The 16601-nt window shown below is 72.0% G+C and carries 22 protein-coding genes and 1 pseudogene; 8 read left to right on the top strand and 15 right to left on the bottom strand.

Annotation, left to right across the window (positions count from 1 at the left end; translation table 11 throughout):
• Window positions 1-219, top strand: a 219-nt coding sequence (locus BJF79_RS59690) for a hypothetical protein (RefSeq protein WP_262401953.1), incomplete at its 5' end; no start/stop codon positions are given.
• 545 nt (window positions 220-764) lie between these two features.
• Complete coding sequence (gene pknB, locus BJF79_RS13240; protein ID WP_075897473.1) at window positions 765-2612, top strand: Stk1 family PASTA domain-containing Ser/Thr kinase; 1848 nt, start codon at window positions 765-767, stop codon at window positions 2610-2612.
• Window positions 2613-2672: 60 nt separating this feature from the next.
• Here the strand turns inward: pknB and BJF79_RS13235 are convergent, their stop codons facing one another.
• Entirely contained in the window at window positions 2673-3311 is a 639-nt protein-coding gene (locus tag BJF79_RS13235) for a TetR/AcrR family transcriptional regulator (protein WP_075897477.1), read from the bottom strand.
• Window positions 3312-3374: 63 nt separating this feature from the next.
• Between BJF79_RS13235 and BJF79_RS13230 the strand changes: the two genes are divergently transcribed.
• A complete protein-coding gene (locus BJF79_RS13230; RefSeq protein ID WP_075897471.1) occupies window positions 3375-3785 on the top strand; it encodes a RidA family protein in 411 nt (136 codons plus the stop codon).
• Between the two features lie 75 nt (window positions 3786-3860).
• Here BJF79_RS13230 and BJF79_RS13225 read toward each other — a convergent pair whose 3' ends face one another.
• The 4 genes from BJF79_RS13225 to BJF79_RS13215 all read right to left on the bottom strand — a co-directional run bounded on the left by BJF79_RS13225 (window position 3861) and on the right by BJF79_RS13215 (window position 6970).
• Window positions 3861-4379 (bottom strand): pyridoxamine 5'-phosphate oxidase family protein, encoded by a 519-nt coding sequence (locus BJF79_RS13225; protein ID WP_075897469.1) that lies wholly within the window; start codon window positions 4377-4379, stop codon window positions 3861-3863.
• Between the two features lie 96 nt (window positions 4380-4475).
• On the bottom strand, window positions 4476-5177 hold the full coding sequence (locus BJF79_RS59685; RefSeq protein WP_410050079.1) for an MFS transporter: 702 nt from the start codon (window positions 5175-5177) through the stop codon (window positions 4476-4478).
• The gene (locus BJF79_RS66810) at window positions 5063-5929 is read right to left on the bottom strand and encodes an MFS transporter (RefSeq protein WP_410050078.1); all 867 of its coding nucleotides are present in this window, start codon (window positions 5927-5929) and stop codon (window positions 5063-5065) included. Before BJF79_RS66810 ends, BJF79_RS59685 begins: the two co-directional genes overlap by 115 nt.
• Window positions 5930-6013: 84 nt before the next feature.
• Complete coding sequence (locus tag BJF79_RS13215; protein WP_075897467.1) at window positions 6014-6970, bottom strand: NmrA family NAD(P)-binding protein; 957 nt, start codon at window positions 6968-6970, stop codon at window positions 6014-6016.
• 71 nt (window positions 6971-7041) lie between these two features.
• On the opposite strand from BJF79_RS13215, the gene BJF79_RS13210 reads away from it, so the two are divergent.
• The gene (locus BJF79_RS13210; protein ID WP_075897465.1) at window positions 7042-7617 is read left to right on the top strand and encodes a TetR/AcrR family transcriptional regulator; all 576 of its coding nucleotides are present in this window, start codon (window positions 7042-7044) and stop codon (window positions 7615-7617) included.
• 36 nt (window positions 7618-7653) lie between these two features.
• On the opposite strand, the gene BJF79_RS13205 is transcribed toward BJF79_RS13210, so the two are convergent.
• From BJF79_RS13205 to BJF79_RS13195, 4 genes are read right to left on the bottom strand one after another with little or no spacing between them, the layout of a single operon-like run.
• Complete coding sequence (locus BJF79_RS13205) at window positions 7654-8052, bottom strand: VOC family protein (RefSeq protein WP_075897463.1); 399 nt, start codon at window positions 8050-8052, stop codon at window positions 7654-7656.
• A gap of 34 nt (window positions 8053-8086) precedes the next feature.
• Window positions 8087-8497 carry a hypothetical protein gene (locus BJF79_RS13200; protein WP_075897461.1) on the bottom strand — a complete coding sequence of 137 codons (411 nt, stop codon included), beginning with the start codon at window positions 8495-8497 and terminating at the stop codon, window positions 8087-8089.
• A gap of 54 nt (window positions 8498-8551) precedes the next feature.
• On the bottom strand, window positions 8552-9040 hold the full coding sequence (locus BJF79_RS65525; RefSeq protein ID WP_316043340.1) for a hypothetical protein: 489 nt from the start codon (window positions 9038-9040) through the stop codon (window positions 8552-8554).
• Entirely contained in the window at window positions 8950-10014 is a 1065-nt protein-coding gene (locus BJF79_RS13195) for an MFS transporter (RefSeq protein WP_316043339.1), read from the bottom strand. The genes BJF79_RS65525 and BJF79_RS13195 overlap by 91 nt, the downstream gene beginning before the upstream one ends.
• A 51-nt stretch (window positions 10015-10065) precedes the next feature.
• Here BJF79_RS13195 and BJF79_RS66805 point away from each other — a divergent pair.
• A pseudogene (locus BJF79_RS66805) lies at window positions 10066-10554 on the top strand (TetR/AcrR family transcriptional regulator); the annotation flags it as partial.
• Window positions 10555-10779: 225 nt separating this feature from the next.
• Here BJF79_RS66805 and BJF79_RS13180 read toward each other — a convergent pair.
• Genes BJF79_RS13180 through BJF79_RS13170 form a run of 3 tightly spaced genes read right to left on the bottom strand, consistent with a single transcriptional unit; the run spans window position 10780 to window position 12116 of the window.
• The gene (locus tag BJF79_RS13180) at window positions 10780-11340 is read right to left on the bottom strand and encodes an anthranilate synthase component II (protein ID WP_075897457.1); all 561 of its coding nucleotides are present in this window, start codon (window positions 11338-11340) and stop codon (window positions 10780-10782) included.
• Window positions 11337-11549, bottom strand: a complete 213-nt coding sequence (locus BJF79_RS13175) for a hypothetical protein (RefSeq protein ID WP_075897455.1) — start codon at window positions 11547-11549, stop codon at window positions 11337-11339. Before BJF79_RS13175 ends, BJF79_RS13180 begins: the two co-directional genes overlap by 4 nt.
• 21 nt (window positions 11550-11570) lie before the next feature.
• A complete protein-coding gene (locus BJF79_RS13170; protein ID WP_262401951.1) occupies window positions 11571-12116 on the bottom strand; it encodes a class E sortase in 546 nt (181 codons plus the stop codon).
• Window positions 12117-12399: 283 nt separating this feature from the next.
• Between BJF79_RS13170 and BJF79_RS13165 the strand changes: the two genes are divergently transcribed.
• Entirely contained in the window at window positions 12400-12657 is a 258-nt protein-coding gene (locus BJF79_RS13165) for a cell division protein CrgA (RefSeq protein WP_026404708.1), read from the top strand.
• A 41-nt stretch (window positions 12658-12698) separates the two neighbouring features.
• On the opposite strand, the gene BJF79_RS13160 is transcribed toward BJF79_RS13165, so the two are convergent.
• Both BJF79_RS13160 and BJF79_RS13155 read right to left on the bottom strand, forming a co-directional pair.
• Entirely contained in the window at window positions 12699-13595 is an 897-nt protein-coding gene (locus BJF79_RS13160) for a rhomboid family intramembrane serine protease (RefSeq protein WP_075897453.1), read from the bottom strand.
• 43 nt (window positions 13596-13638) lie between these two features.
• Window positions 13639-14163: a peptidylprolyl isomerase gene (locus tag BJF79_RS13155; protein WP_075897451.1), complete on the bottom strand. Its 525-nt coding sequence runs from the start codon at window positions 14161-14163 to the stop codon at window positions 13639-13641.
• Between the two features lie 243 nt (window positions 14164-14406).
• Here BJF79_RS13155 and BJF79_RS13150 point away from each other — a divergent pair, with 243 nt between their 5' ends.
• Together BJF79_RS13150 and BJF79_RS13145 are read left to right on the top strand one after the other, a co-directional pair.
• The gene (locus BJF79_RS13150; RefSeq protein WP_075897449.1) at window positions 14407-14841 is read left to right on the top strand and encodes a hypothetical protein; all 435 of its coding nucleotides are present in this window, start codon (window positions 14407-14409) and stop codon (window positions 14839-14841) included.
• Window positions 14842-15032: 191 nt separating this feature from the next.
• Entirely contained in the window at window positions 15033-15917 is an 885-nt protein-coding gene (locus BJF79_RS13145) for an acyltransferase (protein WP_083733393.1), read from the top strand.
• 3 nt (window positions 15918-15920) lie between these two features.
• Here the strand turns inward: BJF79_RS13145 and BJF79_RS13140 are convergent, their stop codons facing one another.
• On the bottom strand, window positions 15921-16352 hold the full coding sequence (locus BJF79_RS13140; protein WP_075897447.1) for a hypothetical protein: 432 nt from the start codon (window positions 16350-16352) through the stop codon (window positions 15921-15923).
• Window positions 16353-16601 lie beyond the last annotated feature (249 nt).

Raw genomic sequence — 16601 nt, 5'->3', positions numbered from 1 at the left:
GGTTTCCCCCGCTTCGTCGACGCCCGGCTGCCCGTGGACGACGTCCGGGACGGGCGGGACGGGCGGGACGGGCGGCGGCGCGAAGCCGCGCGGATCTCGCGGGACGCGCGGGACACGCGGATCCCGCGCGCGCGGACCGTCCAGGGGACGGCGGAGGGCCGGCGGCCGCCGCCAGGCCGCACCTCCCAAGCGCCATACGGCCCCTTTGTCGGGATTTGACGTTAACGCCCGGACAGATAACCTCACGGACGGGACAGTGCCCGGGCAGCGTCGCACGGCACTGGCGTTCAGCTCGATCGCCGCCGCGATCCTCGTCGGCGCCATCGTCTTCGGCACGTACTGGATCGGCCGCAGCGCCGACACGGCCGGGGACGGGGGCGCGCCCTCGGGCACGTCCACGTTCGTCCCGGCCGGTGAGGACGAGGTCGAGGTCGATCCGTCCGCCGCCCCGACCTCGGCGACTCCCCGGCCGACGATCGAGGACCGTACCCCCGTGCCTACTGTCACGAAGCGCTACAGGACGCATAGGATCCGTCCGACGACGCCTGCGCCGTCCCGGTCGACCCCGGAACGTGGCAGCGCGTCACCGACACACAAACCGACCACGACAACCCCCGGTGCGACTCCCACCCACACCGAGCCGACACCGACACCGACGGACGTCACCACGAGTCCGTCAACCCCGACCCCAGATCCCTCGGTCAGCCAGAACCAGGGCTAGGTTCGGGGAACCAGGGTGTAGACGTACGAGGGAAAGTGCACATATGAGTCAACCTCGGCTGCTCGGCGGCCGCTACGAGCTCGACGCGGTGATCGGGCGCGGCGGCATGGCCGAGGTCTATCGTGCCCGGGACCTGCGTCTCGACCGGACCGTCGCGGTGAAGACCCTCCGGTCCGACCTGGCGCGCGACCCCACGTTCCAGGCCCGGTTCCGGCGCGAGGCCCAGTCGGCCGCGTCCCTGAACCACCCCTCGGTCATCGCCGTGTACGACACCGGCGAGGACGTCATCGGCGACACGCCCATCCCGTACATCGTCATGGAGTACGTGGACGGCAGCACGCTGCGCGACCTCCTGCGGGAGAACACCGCGCTGGTTCCGGAGAAGGCCCTGGAGGTCACCGACGGGATCCTGCGCGCGCTCGACTACAGCCATCGCGGCGGGATCGTGCACCGCGACATCAAACCGGCCAACGTGATGCTCACCCGCAATCACGAGGTCAAGGTCATGGACTTCGGCATCGCCCGCGCCATGGCCGACTCCGCCGCCACCATGACGCAGACCGCCCAGGTCATCGGCACCGCCCAGTACCTGTCGCCCGAGCAGGCGCGCGGCGAGCGCGTCGACACCCGCAGCGACATCTACTCCACCGGCTGCGTGCTGTACGAGCTGCTGACCGGACGGCCGCCGTTCACCGGCGACTCCCCGGTCGCGATCGCCTACCAGCACGTACGGGAGGAGCCCGTCCCGCCGTCCCAGATCGACTCGCAGATCCCGCAGTGGGCGGACGCGATCGTCCTGAAGGCGATGGCGAAGGAGGCGGACAACCGGTACCAGACCGCGACGGACTTCCGGCAGGAACTCCAGCGGGTCATGCAGGGCCAGCCCGTCGCGTCCACGGCGGCGTCCACGATGATGATGGGCGGCGCGCAGCAGCAGCCGCAGGGCACGCAGGTGATGGGCGCGTACCAGGCCGGTCCGCCGCCGCACACGCAGATGCAGCGTCCGATGGACGACGGGTACGGCGACGGCTACGGCGATCCGTACGGCATGCCGCCCGTCCAGTACGACGACGACCGGCCGGAGCGCGGCGGCACCGGTAAGAAGGTCGCCCTCTGGACGGCGCTGGCGGTGTTGTTCATCGGCGGTGCGGCGCTCATCGGCTGGTTCATGAGCGGCGGTGGCGGCGAGGAAGAGCCCGTGCAGGTGGCGGTGCCGCAGAGCATCGTCGGCATGTCCGCCGACGAAGCCCAGGCCGCGCTCACCAAGGCGAACCTCAAGGTCGGGAAGACGACCGAGGAGTTCAGCGACGAGGCCGACGAGGGCACCGTCATGTCGACCGACCCCGAACCCGGCGCGAGCGTCGAGGAGGGCACCGCCGTCAACCTCGTGGTCTCCAAGGGCAAGAAGCCGCCGGAGCAGAAGGAGATCCCCGAGCTGAAGGGGCAGCCGGCGTCGGCGGCGGAGAGCGCGCTCAAGGAGCTCGGGTTCGATCCGGAGCGGAAGGTCGCCACGAGCGCCGACGTGCCGCGCGGCAACGTGATCCGCACCGACCCGCCCGCCGGTTCGAAGGCGCCCGTGAAGTCCGACGTCACGGTGTACGTGTCGAACGGCCCGAGCACCGTCAAGGTGCCCGACCTGTACAACAGCAGCAAGCGCGCCGCCATCGCCAAGCTTGAGGAGTTCGGCCTGAGGGCCGATATCCAGGAGGGCGTGGCGCCGCCGGACAAGCCGGTCGCGATCGGTTTCGTCTACCAGCAGACGCCCGGTGCCAACGCGACCGTCGCCCCCGGCGACACGGTGACGATCTTCATCGCGAAGGAGCCTGAGCCGACGCCGACGTCGCCCACGCCGTCGGGGCCGGAGATCCCCGGCTTCCCGCCCAACGACTGACGACTGACGCACGCCGGACGAACGCGGCGGCGGGGCTCGTCCCCGCGGCCGCGTTCGCGTTCACGTGCCGCCGGTGTCCCCGCCGGACGGACGCGCCGCGTTCCAGCCGTCCTCGACCGAGGACCGGCATCTGACGGGGTCGTCTCCCGCGCCGCCGAACAGGGCGGTCAGCATGGGGACGGCGTGGTCGAGCGTGCTCGGGGGCAGCGGGCCGCCCGCGACGAGGGAGACCAGGCCGTGCGCGACGGCCCAGCTCTGGATCGCCAGATCCAGCGGGACGGTGGCGGGCTCGAACCGTCCGGCGTCCACGCCCCTGCGGACGGCCTGGACCAGATGCTCCAGGGTGTCGTCCGCGGCCTGGAGATCCTCCAGTTCGTAGTTCGCGTCGAACATGACCCGGTAGAGATCCGGGTGGTCCAGGGCGTTGCCGCAGTAGGCGGCGATGAGGACGGTCAGGTCCCGGACGGGGTCCGTGGACGTCGTCACCGTCGCGAACCTCGCCGCGAGCCGGGTGAACCCTTCCTGCCGCAGGGCTCCCCACATGCCGTCCATGCCGCCGAAGTGGGTGTAGACGGCCATCGTGGAGACGCCGGTCCCGGTCACCAGCGAGCGCAGGGTGATGGGCTCGCGGGTGCGCAGCATGAGCGCGGCCCGCTCGATGAGCCGGGTGCGGACGGCCGGGTCCTTCGTCCTCGCCATGCCGACAGGATACATAACATTGCAATGCTATGCTTTGGGTCGTCGCACGACTAAGGAGTCAGCATGGCCATCACCTTTGTGAACCCCGAAGGGCTGCCGAAGGTCGACATCTACCGGCAGGTGTCGGTCGCCACCGGATCGAAGACGGTGTTCGTCGCCGGTCAGGTCGCCCGCGACGCCGACGGCGGCAAGGTCGGCGAAGGCGACCTCGCCGCCCAGGTCGAGCAGTCCTACCTCAACGTCGGCACCGCCCTCGCCGAGGTCGGGGCGACCTTCGCCGACGTCGCGAAGCTGAACGTGTACTACCGGGCCGACCTCCCCGGCGACATGATGTCCCAGTTCGTGGAGGGAGCCGGCCGGGCGCTCGCGAAGCTGGGCGTCGACACGCCCCCGCCGCTCACCGGCGTCGGCGTCGCCGCCCTGGCCGAGCCCGACATGCTGGTCGAGGTCGAGGCCGTCGCGGTCATCGACTGACCGGTCGCCGCTCCGCGAACGGACGGACGGGTACGAGCGGCGCCGCCCGTCCGTCCGTCCGCGGAGCGTTCGCGTTCACCCGGCGGTGAGCTTGTCGACGTCGGGCGCGTAGACGGTCATCCAGTGCGGGTTCAGCCGGTAGTAGACCACCTCCTTGTCCCAGTCGAACGCCTCGTCGCCGTAGAGCTCCTTGAAGTAGGCGAGCAGTTCCGGCCAGTCGGCCGCGGGCTCGCCGTCCAGCGGGTTCATGACCTCCACCGTGCCGTGCGTGAACACGCCGAGCTCCTCGCCGCGCATGTGCGCGACGCTCGCGACCGGACGGGCGGCGAGGTGCCGCGCCTTCGCGGCGGTGCGCGCCGTGCCGAAGTGCCACCTGCCGTGCAGGAAATGTCCGTCCACACCGCTGATCCGCGGCTCGCCCTTCGCCGTCACCGTGGACAGGGCGAGGGTGCACATGCCGGTGAGGACCCGGGTGAGCCGCTCCGCCGTCGTGGTGCGCTCCGCGACGATCGAGCGCAGGTGCGAGGTCGAACGGGCCAGCGACGCGTCGAGGAGCCGCTGCAGTTCGTCCAGTTCCGTCTGTGTTTCGCGCATGGGGTCCCCTCTCCGTCCGAAGGTCCGCGTCCACGTTCGACGCGAACCGATGGGACCATGCTCGCCGCAAAACCTGACAACATGCGTCACCCTTTCTCAGCGACGTCTGAGGATCAGTGCGGCGGTGAGGCACCCGGCAACGGCCAGGACCGCCGCCGCGACCGCCAGAGCGGTCGTGTAGCCGTGCACCGCGACCGCGTCCGGCGCCGCCGACCGGTGCGCGGCGAGGTAGGCCGCCCCGGCGCTCGCCGCCAGCGTGTTCAGCAGGGCCGTGCCCAGCGCGGCGCCGAGCTGCTGAGCGGCGTTGTAGGCCGCCGCCGCGGCCCCGATGTCGTGCCCACGCATACCTTCGGTGGCCAGCGCGGCGGTCGGCGGCATGACGCAGCCGAGCCCGAGCCCGGTCAGCACCATCGCCGGGACCAGGTACCGGACGAACACGTCCGTGTCGTCCGGCGGCAGCCCGGTGAGGAGCAGCATCCCGGCCGCCGCGGCCAGCAGACCGGGCACGATCAGGGCGCCCGGCGGCACGCGGCCGAGCAGCTTCCCGGCGATGAGCATGGACCCGGCCAGCGCCGCCGCCGCGTTGATGATCAGCGTCAGGCCCGTCTGGACGGGCGAGTAGCCGAGCACGCCCTGCGCGTAGTAGCTCATGAACAGGTAGAACCCGAACATCGCCACGAACATCAGGGTGATGGAGAGGAACGCGCCCGCCCGGATCCGGTGGAGCAGGACCCGCATCGGGAGCAGCGGGTCGGACGCGCGCGTCTCGACGGCGACGAACGCGGCCAGCAGCAGCACCCCGGCGGCCAGCAGCCCGAGCACCTGGGGCGATCCCCACCCGAGCGGTTCGGCCCGGGCGAACGCGTACACCACCGCGGCGAACCCCGCGAGCTGAGCAGGGCACCGGCGACGTCCAGCCGCCCCCGCCCGGCCAGCGGACGGTCCGGCGGCACCGCCGCCGACGCCCCGAACACCGCGAGCAGGGCGATGGGCACGTTGATGTACAGGCACCACCGCCAGCCGACGTACTCGGTCAGCAGGCCGCCCGCGATCAGGCCGACCGCCGAACCCGCGGCCCCGACCGCCGCGAACACCCCGACGCCCGGCCCCGCTCGGCTCCGCCGAACGTGATCGTCAGCAGCGACAGCGCCGCCGGGGCCAGCAGCGCGGCGAACACGCCCTGCGCCGCCCGCGCCCCGAACAGCATCGCCGGCCCGGCGGCGGCGCCGCCCAGCGCGGACGCGGCCGCGAACCCCGCCAGCCCGATCACGAACGCCGCGGCGGTGGCCGAGCGCCCCGCCGATCCGTCCGCCGATCAGCAGCAGGCCCCCGAAGGCCAGCGCGTACGCGGTGATCGCCCACTGCCGGTTCCCGTCCGACATCCCGAGCGCCTGCTGCGCCGACGGTAGCGCGATGTTCACGATCGTCCCGTCCAGGACCACCAGCAGCTGCGCCGCGCTCACCACCGCGAGCGTCCACCACCGCCGCCGATCCGGGACGGCCGGGCCCGCGGCCCCGGTCACCTGCGTCTTCGTGTCTCCGACATCCATGACCTCAATCGTTGCGTTGAAGGCGCCCCGGAACCTTCGCGCGGCCGTGGCCCCCGTCGAGCAGGCCCGCCCCCCGCGGAACCCTCAACCCGCGGTCGAACCGTCGGCCGCCGCGTCGACGTCCTGTGGGCGCTCCTCGCGAAGGCCGGGCCGCGAGCCGAGGACGGCCGCGATGGCTTCGGCGCCGCCCCGGTCGAGCCAGCCCGCGAAGTCGAGCAGTTCGGGACGCCGACGGCGCAGGTCCGCGATGTCGGCCCGCCAGATCCCGCGCTGGAGGGCGACGGCCCGCTCGATGTTCGGGTCGAGCGCGAGCTCGGCGGCGCCCGCCTGCTCGTAGGTGATCTCGCGGCCGAGGCGGCGGCCGATCATGTCCACGGTGGCCGCGGGGGTCAGTTCGTCCCCGGCCAGTTCGAGGGCCCGGCCGACGTAGCCGTCCGGCTCGGCGAACGCGAGCGCGGCGAAGGCGCCGATGTCCGTCACGGCGACCAGCTGCACGGGCACGCCGGGGTCGAACAGGTGGCGCAGGACGCCGCCGGGCGTGATGCCGCCGAACGGCAGGCCGGGAATCGCGTGGTTCTCCATGAACCGGACGGGCCGCAGGATCGTGGCAGGTACGCCGCGCGCGGCGATGTGCCGCTCGATGGCCCGTTTGCTCTCCCAGTAGGTGATGCCGGTGTCGCGCTCGGCGCCGCCCACGGAGGCGAACACCAGGTGGGACACCCCGGCGTCGGCCGCCGCGTCCACCGCGGACCGTCCCCGCCGGATCTCGCGTTCGGCGTCCGCGTCGTCGGGGGTGACGGCGAAGACACCGTGGGCACGGGCCATGGCGGCCTTCAGGCCGCCGGGGTCGTCCAGGTCGCCCCGGATCGGCTCGGCGCCCGCCGCCGCCAGGGCGCGGGCCGCCGCCGAGGCCGGATCGCGCACCAGGGCACGGACCGTCCGGCCGTCGGCCAGCAGATGCCGGGCGGCCGCACCGCCCTGCCGTCCCGTCGCGCCGATGACCAGGATCGGGCCGTTCGCGGGCGATCGCTTCGCCGACATGGCACCTCCATTAAGATGAGACCGTCTCGAGAAACATATCGAGACAGTCTCGACTTATCCAGCGAGGTTTCATGGACGCCGCCCCGCGACCCCGCAGGCGCATGCGCGCGGACGCGCGCCGCAACTACGAACGCCTGCTCGCCGAGGCCCGCGACGCGTTCGCCGAGCACGGCGCGGACTTCTCCCTCGAAGAGATCGCGCGCCGCGCCGGAGTCGCGAACGGCACGCTCTACGGGCACTTCCCCAACCGCCGCGCGCTCCTGGAGGCGCTCATGGGCGACCGGATGCGCGCCCTCGCCGCGACCGGCGCCGAGTCGCTCGCCGCCCCGCCCTTCGATGGCCTGGCCGCCTGGGCGCGCGCCGCCATGGCGCACGCGGCGACCTACCGGGGGCTCGGCGCCACGATGATGGAGGCCGTCCAGGACGAGACGTCCGAGCTCCACGCCGCCTGCAAGGCCGTCCTCGCGGCCGGCGACGCCCTGGTCGCGCGGGCACGCGCGTCCGGTGACGTCCGTCCGGACGTCACCGCCGAGGACGTGTACGCGCTGGTGTCGGCGTCGGCCTGGGCGGGCGAGCAGAGCTCCCCCGCCCAGGCCGACCGCCTCCTGGCTTTCGGACTCGCGGGTTTCCGAAGCCCGCCTCCCTGACGTCCACGGCGCGGGAGGTCGGGGAGGCCGGGGAGGTCAGCGGCCGGGGCGGTGGGCCCGGACGTCCACGGGGCGTCCGTCGGGATCGCGGGCCGTCATCGTCCACTGCGTGGGCAGCGTCTCGATCGGACCGGCCGGCCACCCGGCGTCGAGGATCCGTTCGCGGACCTCGCGCAGCCGCGCGTGCGTCGCCACGCGCAGCCCCCAGCCCGCGTTGCCCAGCGGGTCGAGGCCGGTGGCGGGGGGCGCGGCGGCCTCGACGATCATCAGGTGGTCGGCGCCGCCGACATCGACGACCGCGATCCGCGGATCGGGCGGGGACGCGGCGCGCTCGAACGCGAGCGTCGCGCCGAGCACGTCGGTGTAGTACGACACGAGCCGATCGAGATCGGGGGTGGCCAGGGTCAGGTGGTTGATTCCGAGCAGATCCGACATGGTCGACCAAGCGTACGGCGACCGCCGGGCCCGGTCAGGGGCCGCTGATGCGCCGATCCCACCAGGGCCGGTCCGCCGGGGCGGACGGCTCGTTCAGGGTGCGGTCGCGGTACCGCTCGATCAGCGGCGTCGTGACCTTCTCGACCTCGCGCCTGGACGACCGGGAGAGCGACCGGGCGACCCGGTCCAGGACCTCGGCCGCGTATCCCGGGTCGCAGCAGGGACATGTCCCCACCTGCAACGTCCGGCCGGGTCGGCGGAGGAACGCTTTCAGGTCGTCGAGCGCCCCGTTCATCGAGGTCACCGAGGGGCATCGCCCGGCCGCCGACGCTTCGGTGATCTCCCGCAGGACCTTGGCGGAGATCCCGTCGGGAACCCGCCTGCTGCGCTCGGGGTGCTTGCCGTATCGCGGCGCCCGCAGGCTGCCCGGGGATCTGCGGCTCATCCGTCCGTTCGGGTGATCGTCATACCGACATGGTCCCACCGATGACGACGCCGGTCACCCCTGTGTTTCCGGGTGCCCGTGGTGGGCGGGCGTGCGACGGGGGCTTCCGCGGAGCGCCCACGCGGTCAGGGCGGTGATCGGGAGCAGGACGATCGCGCTGGCGGCGGCCGCCGCGGTGACGCCGCCGGTGTACGCGGACGTCGCGGCGTCGACGAGGTTCGGGTCGGTGAGGGCCGCCGCGACGGTCTCGGCCGCGGGGCCCGCGGGCACGACGTCCGCCATGTTCGAGCGGTAGACCGCCGTGGCCGCCGTGCCGAGGACGGCGATGCCGAGCGCGGCGCCCAGTTCGGTGCTGGTCTCCGAGACGCCCGCGGCGGCGCCCGCGCGGCCGGGCGGCGCGGTGGCGAGGATCAGCGAGTTCGCGACGGTGCCGCAGCTGCCGACGCCGACGGTCATGACGGTGAACCCGCCCACGAACGCCCACACCGAGGTGTCGGGGTCGAGGAGCGCGATGCCGCCGAACCCGAAGGCGGCCAGGAGCATCCCCGCGGCGACGGGGACGACGGGACGGGCGCGGTCGGCGATCGTCCCGCGAGGGCCGCGCCCGCGGCCGTCCCGGCGAAGGTCGGCAGGGCGTGCACGGCGGCCTCCAGCGCGCTCAGCCCGTGCACGGTCTGCATGAACGTGAACGCGAGGGCGCCCATGCCCGCGGTGGACCAGGAGACGACCGTGTTCGCGGTGACGGCGGCGCCGAAGGCGGGCACCCGGAACAGGCCGATGTCGATCAGCGGGTGCGCGGCGCGGCGCTGCCGCAGGACGAACGCGGCGGCGAACGCGAGCCCGGCGAGGGCCGCCGCGACGGTGGCGGCGTCCGCGCCGTGGCCGGTGACCCGCTTCAGCGCCAGGACGAGAGCGAGGACGGCGGGGAGTGCGAGGACGGCGCCGAGCAGGTCGAACCGGACGCGCTCGGGGCTCCGGGACTCGTCGAGCACGATCGGTGCGACCACCAGCAGAAGCAGCATGACGGGGACGTTGACCAGGAAGATCGAGCCCCACCAGAAGTGTTCGAGGAGGAATCCGCCGACGATGGGGCCGGCGACGCTGCCGCCCGTGAAGGCGACGGTCCAGGCGCCGACGGCCGCGCGCCGCCGCCGCTCGTCCGGGTACATGGCGCGGATCAGCGCGAGGGTCGAGGGGGCGAGGGTGGCGCCGCCGATGCCGAGGAGGACTCTGGCCAGGACGAACGTCCAGGGGTCGGCGGCGAGGGCGAGGAGCGCGGAGGCGGCGCCGAACAGGGCGGAGCCGATCAGCAGGAGGCGGCGGCGGCCGATGCGGTCGCCGAGGGACCCCATGGTGATGAGCAGTCCGGCCATGACGAAGCCGTAGACGTCCATCATCCACAGCCACTCGGTGCCGGTCGGGGTGAGCGCGGTGGAGATCGCCGGGGCGGCGACGAACAGGATCGACAGGTCCATCGAGACGAGCAGTGCGGGCAGGAGCAGGACGGCGACGCGCATGGCGTGATCGTACGTACGTACAAATTCGGGTGTCAAACGTACGTACGTACAATGAGCGGCATGGGACAGCGTGACGACTTGCTGGCGGGCGCCCGGATCTGCCTCGCCGAGAAGGGCTACAGCCGGACGACCGCGCGCGACATCGCGGCCGCGTCCGGCGCGCACCTCGCCTCGATCGGGTACCACTTCGGCTCGAAGGACAACCTGATGGCCGTGGCGGTGCTCCAGGCGAGCGACGAGTGGGGCGACACGATCGAGGCGGCGGTGCGGGCGGCGGGGGAGGCGAGCCCGGCGGAACGGTTCCGGGTCTGCCTGGACGAGCTGTTCGCCGCGATCCCCCGGCAGCGCGACCTGCTCGTCGCGAGCATGCAGGCTTACACGGAGGCGCAGTTCAGCGCGGAGGTCCGCGAGCCGCTGGTGGAGTCGATCGCGCGGGGGCGGCGGGAACTGGCGGCGATGGTGTTGGGCGTGCCCGCCGGGACGGTCGGCGAGGAGACGGCCCGGGGCCTCGGGTCGCTCGTGCACGCGCTGATCATCGGGTTCGTGCAGCAGTCGCTGCTGGCGCCGGAGTCGATGCCGACCGCCGACCAGGTGGCGGAGGCGGTGAGCCTGCTCGCGCGAGGGGGGGTAGCGCGCGCCGGGCATGAGAAGAGGGCTTCCGCCACTCGGGGGCAATGGCGGAAGCCCTCGATATGGTCTTCGGTCCCGGGGATCCAGACGTTACGGATTTCAACCAGAATTTTCCGCGAATCGGGAATGACCTGGTCAGAGGGTATTCAGCCAGTTCCGCAGGAGAGCGTGGCCGCCGACCGACAGGATCGACTCCGGATGGAACTGGACGCCCTCGACGGGGGCCGAACGGTGCCGGACGCCCATGACGACGCCGTCCGGGGTGCGTGCGGTGACGCGCAGGACGTCCGGGACGGTCGCGGCCTCGACGGCGAGCGAGTGGTACCGGGTCGCGGGGAACGGGTTCGGCAGTCCCGCGAAGACGCCGCGGGAGTCGTGCGAGATGAGGCTCGCCGCTCCGTGGACGATCTCGGGCGCGCGGGACACCGTGGCGCCGTGGGCGTGCGCGATCACCTGGTGGCCGAGGCACACGCCGAGCACCGGGGTCCCCGACCGGACGAGCGGGACGCACACTCCGGCGTCCGCGGGGTGGCCGGGTCCGGGGCTGAGCAGGACGCCGTCGACGGTCGCGGCGTCGGCGGGCGTGACGTCCGTCCGGGACGCCACGCGGCAGTCGGCGCCGAGTTCCTTCAGGTACTGGACGATGTTGAAGACGAAGCTGTCGTGGTTGTCCACCACGAGGACCCGCGGGCTCACGGGATGCCGGGCCCCGAGGGCGACGGCGAGGACGGCGAGGACGGCGACGGCGTGCCGGTGACGACGCCGTGGTCGAACTGGACCTTCGGCTCGACCCACGGGAACACGACGTTCCACAGCAGCAGGCCGAGCGCGAGGACGGCGGCGCCGCCGACCGCGAGCTTGGTGTGCCACGCGCCGGGCAGCCGGCGCCAGATCCATGCGTACACGGGGCCTCCTACTTGGACGACCTACTTGGACGACACGCGCGGCTTCGCTGCGGTCAGCCGACCGAAGACGATCATCCGTTCGGCGTCGGAGTACTTCGGGTGGCAGGTGGTGAGGGTGATGAGCCGGTCGGACGGCTTCTTCCCCGGGTGGTACGGGACGGGCGCGGTGACCTCGACCGCGCTCGGTTCGACGATGTCGCGGCCGGTGACCTCGTAGACGTACTGCTCGTCGCGCGTGTCGATGAGGATCTCGTCGCCGCGTTCGAGTTCGCCGAGGTCGTTGAACGGCGCGGAGTACGTCGTGCGGTGGCCGGACAGGACGAAGTTGCCGACCTCGCCGGGCATGGCGCTGCCGGGGTAGTGGCCGGGGCCTTTGCGCAGGTCGTCGCGCTCGACGCCTTCGACGACGACGAAGCCGTAGTCGTCCCCGAACTCGGGGACGCGGATCCGCGCCATGCCGGAGCCGAGTTCGACCTTCTCGGTGGTGACCTCGGGCGCTTCCAGCCGTCGAGGAGCTCGTCGGTGAGGCGGTCCTGCTGGGCCTGCGTGTACTGACCGGTCCCCCACAGCTCGTAGGTGACGAACAGCATCAGGATCAGCCCGCCGGTGATGCACAGTTCGCCGAACCCACGGATCACCGTCCGCACCGCGAGTCCTCCTCTCCGAAAGGCCCGAAGTCGCCGTCGCCGGAAGGCTCGATGCCGGGTCTCCCGCCGGTAGCGTGAAAGCTGGGATGATGCTTGCTCGCGCTGGAGCCCGTACGCTGCGCCCCAGCGGATACGCTAACCGACAAAACACCCATGCGCGGTCCGGCGCTCCGGCCGCCGGACGCACGAGGAGAACGACCACCGTGGCCAAGTCGAAAGTGCGCAAGAAGGCGGTCTACACGCCTCCGCAGAAGTCCAAGGCGCCCGAGGTCAGCCCGCGCTGGCTGGTGCCCACGATGGTCACGCTGTGGCTGGTCGGCCTGATCTGGATCGCGGTCTTCTACGTCACCGCGAGCACCGGCACCGAGGTGCCGTTCATGACCGACCTGCACAACTGGAACCTCGGGATCGGGTTCACCGCCATCATCCTCGGGGTCATTCTCTCCACGAAGTGGAGGTAGCCCAGGGGACGCTCCCCTGGGCCACCCCGTAGGCCCTTTACTTACAACCCATACTGCGCGGACAGGTCCGCCGTCTTGACCGCCACGAGCACGCCCAGCAGCACAAGTGTGAGAACGGGCGCCGCCACGTGGACGGCGAGGCGGCGCGCCTTCGGCGCGTAGGCGTACGCGGCCGCGAGCGCGGCGCCCACGACCAGCCCGCCGACATGCCCCTGCCAGGAGATGTCGGGCACCGAGAACGTGATGATCAGGTTGATCACCAGCAGGAACACGATGGGGCCGGTGGGGGCGCGCATCCGGCGGCCGATCACGAAGAAGGCCCCGAACAGCCCGAAGATGGCGCCGGACGCCCCCACCGCCGCATCGCCGGGCGACCAGAGGTACAGCAGCACCGAGCCGCCGAGCCCCGACAGCAGGTAGAGGGCGAGGTAGCGCCACCGGCCGAGCACCTGCTCCAGGGCGGGGCCGATCGCCCACAGCGCCCACATGTTGAACAGGATGTGGGCGATGCCGAACGATCCCTCGGTCTGGTGCAGGAACGTCGAGGTGATGAGCCGGTACCACTCGCCCTCGGCGACGCCGACGAACGCGCCGTCGTGCAGGCCGAGCCCGACCATCATGAAGTCGAAGACGACCTCGCGCGACGCGCGCTCGAACAGGTACACCAGGACGCAGAGGCCGATCAGCGAGTACGTCACCACCGGCGTGGACGACGCCGCGGTGCGGGCGCCCAGCGCGGTGCGCGGAGCCGTCTTGCGCGCGTCCCGGTTGCCGTCGGCGACGCACTCCACGCACTGGTGGCCGACGGCGGCGTCCCGCATGCAGTCGGGGCAGATGTAGCGGTCGCACCGCGTGCAGCGCACGTACGTCTCCCGCCCCGGGTGCCGGTAGCAGGTCGGCACCGAGGTGTCGGGCGGGGGACTCTGTTCTGTGCTCATCCGTACTCCGGTCGGGCGGTGCGGGCTCTCACCCCCTCAACGACTAACGGCGCTCGATCGTCACCGTCTTGATCTTCACGTCCTCCTTCGGGCGGTCCATCGCGCCGGTCGGGACCTGGCCGATCTTGTCGACGACGTCGGTGCCCTCGATGACCTTGCCGAAGATGGTGTGCCGGCCGGTCAGGTGCCGGGTGTTGGCGACGTTGGTGGTGATGAAGAACTGCGAGCCGTTGGTGCCGGGCCCGGCGTTGGCCATGGCCAGCAGGTACGGCCGGTCGAACTTCAACTCCGGGTGGAACTCGTCCGCGAACTCGTAACCGGGGCCGCCGGTGCCGTTGCCGAGCGGGTCGCCGCCCTGCAGCATGAACCCGTCGATGACCCGGTGGAAGATCGTCCCGTCGTAGAGGGGCTTCTCGGTCTTCTGCCGGGTGTTCGGGTCGGTCCATACCCGGTTGCCTTCGGCGAGGTCGACGAAGTTGGCGACGGTCTCGGGCGCCTTGTCCGGGTACAGCTGGATGACGATCTTGCCGAGCGTCGTGTCGAGGGTCGCGAAGATTTCGTTGGCCACGAGGGCCTCCTCCTGGTCGTCGTCCGGACGGTCACGTCCGGGTGGTGTTCGTGCATTTCGGACGGTTCCTGCCGCGAAACCGTGCAGTCTCCGACATGCCGGAAACCGTCACCCTACGCGGTCGAACGGTCACTCGCACGGTGTTTACCCTCCGAGGCTCGGGAAGGCTGCAGACAGGACCTCGCAAACAGGGAGGTTAGCGTGTCCCTAAAGATCAGTATCCGTCGCAGGCCGCAGGACGGCGTGTACACGGGGTACCAGCGTGCACGGCAGGCGGCGATGCAGGGTGCGGAGACGTGCCGGCGGCAGGCCACCGTGGCGGCCGACCGGTTCATGCCCGCCGCGAGCGAGCGTGTCCTGGTCGCCCGCGGCTGGAGCGCGCCCCGGCTGCGGCGGGCCGCCCGTTATGTGGAGACGGGCATCGCACCGCGCGTGAGCACGTTCATGAACGACATGGCGCACAAGGTCGAACCGCCGCGGCGCAACCGGCCGTCCACCGTCGTGATGATGGCCATGACGGGCGCGGTCGTCGCGGCCGGCGCGGCCGGTGTGGTGATGACCCGGCGCGGCGCGGGCCGTGAGATGGCCGGCGGTTCGGAGGAGGGGGAGGCGACCTCCGCCGACTCCATGACCGTCAGCGGTGCCGATGTCGACGGCCAGGTGCATTCACCGCACTAGCCGCGGCGTCGCCGGTGTGCATGCGTAAGGCTCAGTGGAAGGGCCCGGTCCGCGAGGGCCGGGCCTTTCCCCTTCCGGTTCCGGCTTCGGTTCCGGCTTCGGTTCCGGCTTCGGTTCCGGCTTCGGTGCCGTCCGATTCTCGCCCGGTCCTCCCGTTCCGGCCGCCCCTACCAACCGGTACGGTGAACCGCATGTCGGCAGAATCCCGCTCGGTGCCGCGGCGACTGGGCGTCCTCGTCGGGGACCGCGCCCGCCGGGGGCTGCACACCGCCGTGCACCGGACCTGGGAGTGGATCCAGCGCCACGGCGAGATCACCCCGCACACCCACGGCGACCGCCGGTTCGCCTACCTGGGCGAGGGCGCCTGCATCGGCTTCCCGGTCGGCGCGATCTACGGCGAGCCGTGGATCTCGATCGGCGACCACACCCTCGTCGGGACGCACGTCACGATCTCGGCCGGGTTCGTCCCGGGCCTCGACCTCGGCCCAGACCTCGTCGTGCGAATCGGTTCGAGCTGTTCCCTCGGACGCGGCACGCACATCGTCGGCCACCAGTCGATCGAGATCGGTAACGACGTCTTCACCGGCCCGAACGTCTACATCACCGACCAGAACCACACCTACGGCGACCTCGACATGCCGATCGGGCGGCAGTGGCCGGAGAACAACCCGGTGACGATCGGCGACGGCTGCTGGATCGGCACCGGCGCGGTCATCCTGCCCGGCACCCGGCTCGGCCGCAACGTCGCCGTCGCGGGCGGCGCGGTCGTGCGCGGCGAGTTCCCCGACCACTCGGTCATCGGCGGCGTCCCGGCGAAGGTGCTGCGCAGCCACGACCCCGAGGAGGGCTGGCAGCCGCCGCTGCGGACGAACCCGCTGATGTCCCTGGACGAACTGGCCGCCCTGTCCGTGGACGGGCTGGAGGGCCTGCAACTGCTGCAGGACCGGCTGCGCGCCGAGAGCGACTCGAACGCCGCGAACGGGACGAGCGGGGCGAGCGCGACGAACGGGAGCAGCGGGACGAGCGCCGATGCGGGCGACGTCCGTCCGGCGGAGGTACGCGAGGAGACCGGCTGAGGGTCAGGAGATCAGGGCCCCCACCAGCACCCCGACCAGGACCACGGCGAACGCGGCGACCCAGATCCCCAGCAGCGCCGCCTTCCCCTGGCGGTCCACGGGTCCGAAGGCGAGCGCGCCGGGACCGTAGATCGTGTGCGGGGGCGCGTAGTACAGCAGGGCGGGATACCCGGCCCGCGTGTCGACGGTCGTCTCGGCCTTCCCGACCTTCATCCCGTAGTACGAGCACCAGACCCGTACCGGCCACACGCCCGGCGGCAGGGGCAGCGGGTTGTCGCCGTGTTCGATCCGCACGACCTGGTTCCCCGCCTGGGCGAGGACGGGCAGGCCCCGCCCGCGGTGACCGGCCATCTTGAAGGGCTGCAACCGGATCACGACGGAACTCGGGGCGCCCTGCAGCCGCCCGGGGCCGGGGCCAGGGCCAGGGAAAGCCATTCGTCCTCCAACCGCTCGTCCGAACATCTGCTTGGACGATCCGGTCGAATGGCGCGTTCCACCCGCCTTGACCATGCGTGTGGTCCGGCGCGGGTTTCACGTGAAACAACCCCGCCCCGGAACCCGGGACGGGGTCGAATCACGTGCAAGGTCAGTTGTAGCGGGCCGCGCTGCGCTCGCCGCCGCCGTTGCGCTTGCCCCCGTACGAACCGCCGCCGCCGCTGCGCCGGCCGCCGTGCGCGCCGCCGC

It is taken from the genome of Actinomadura sp. CNU-125, from assembly GCF_001942465.1.
Classification (GTDB): domain Bacteria; phylum Actinomycetota; class Actinomycetes; order Streptosporangiales; family Streptosporangiaceae; genus Spirillospora.
This window is presented reverse-complemented; position numbering and strand designations above follow the sequence as displayed.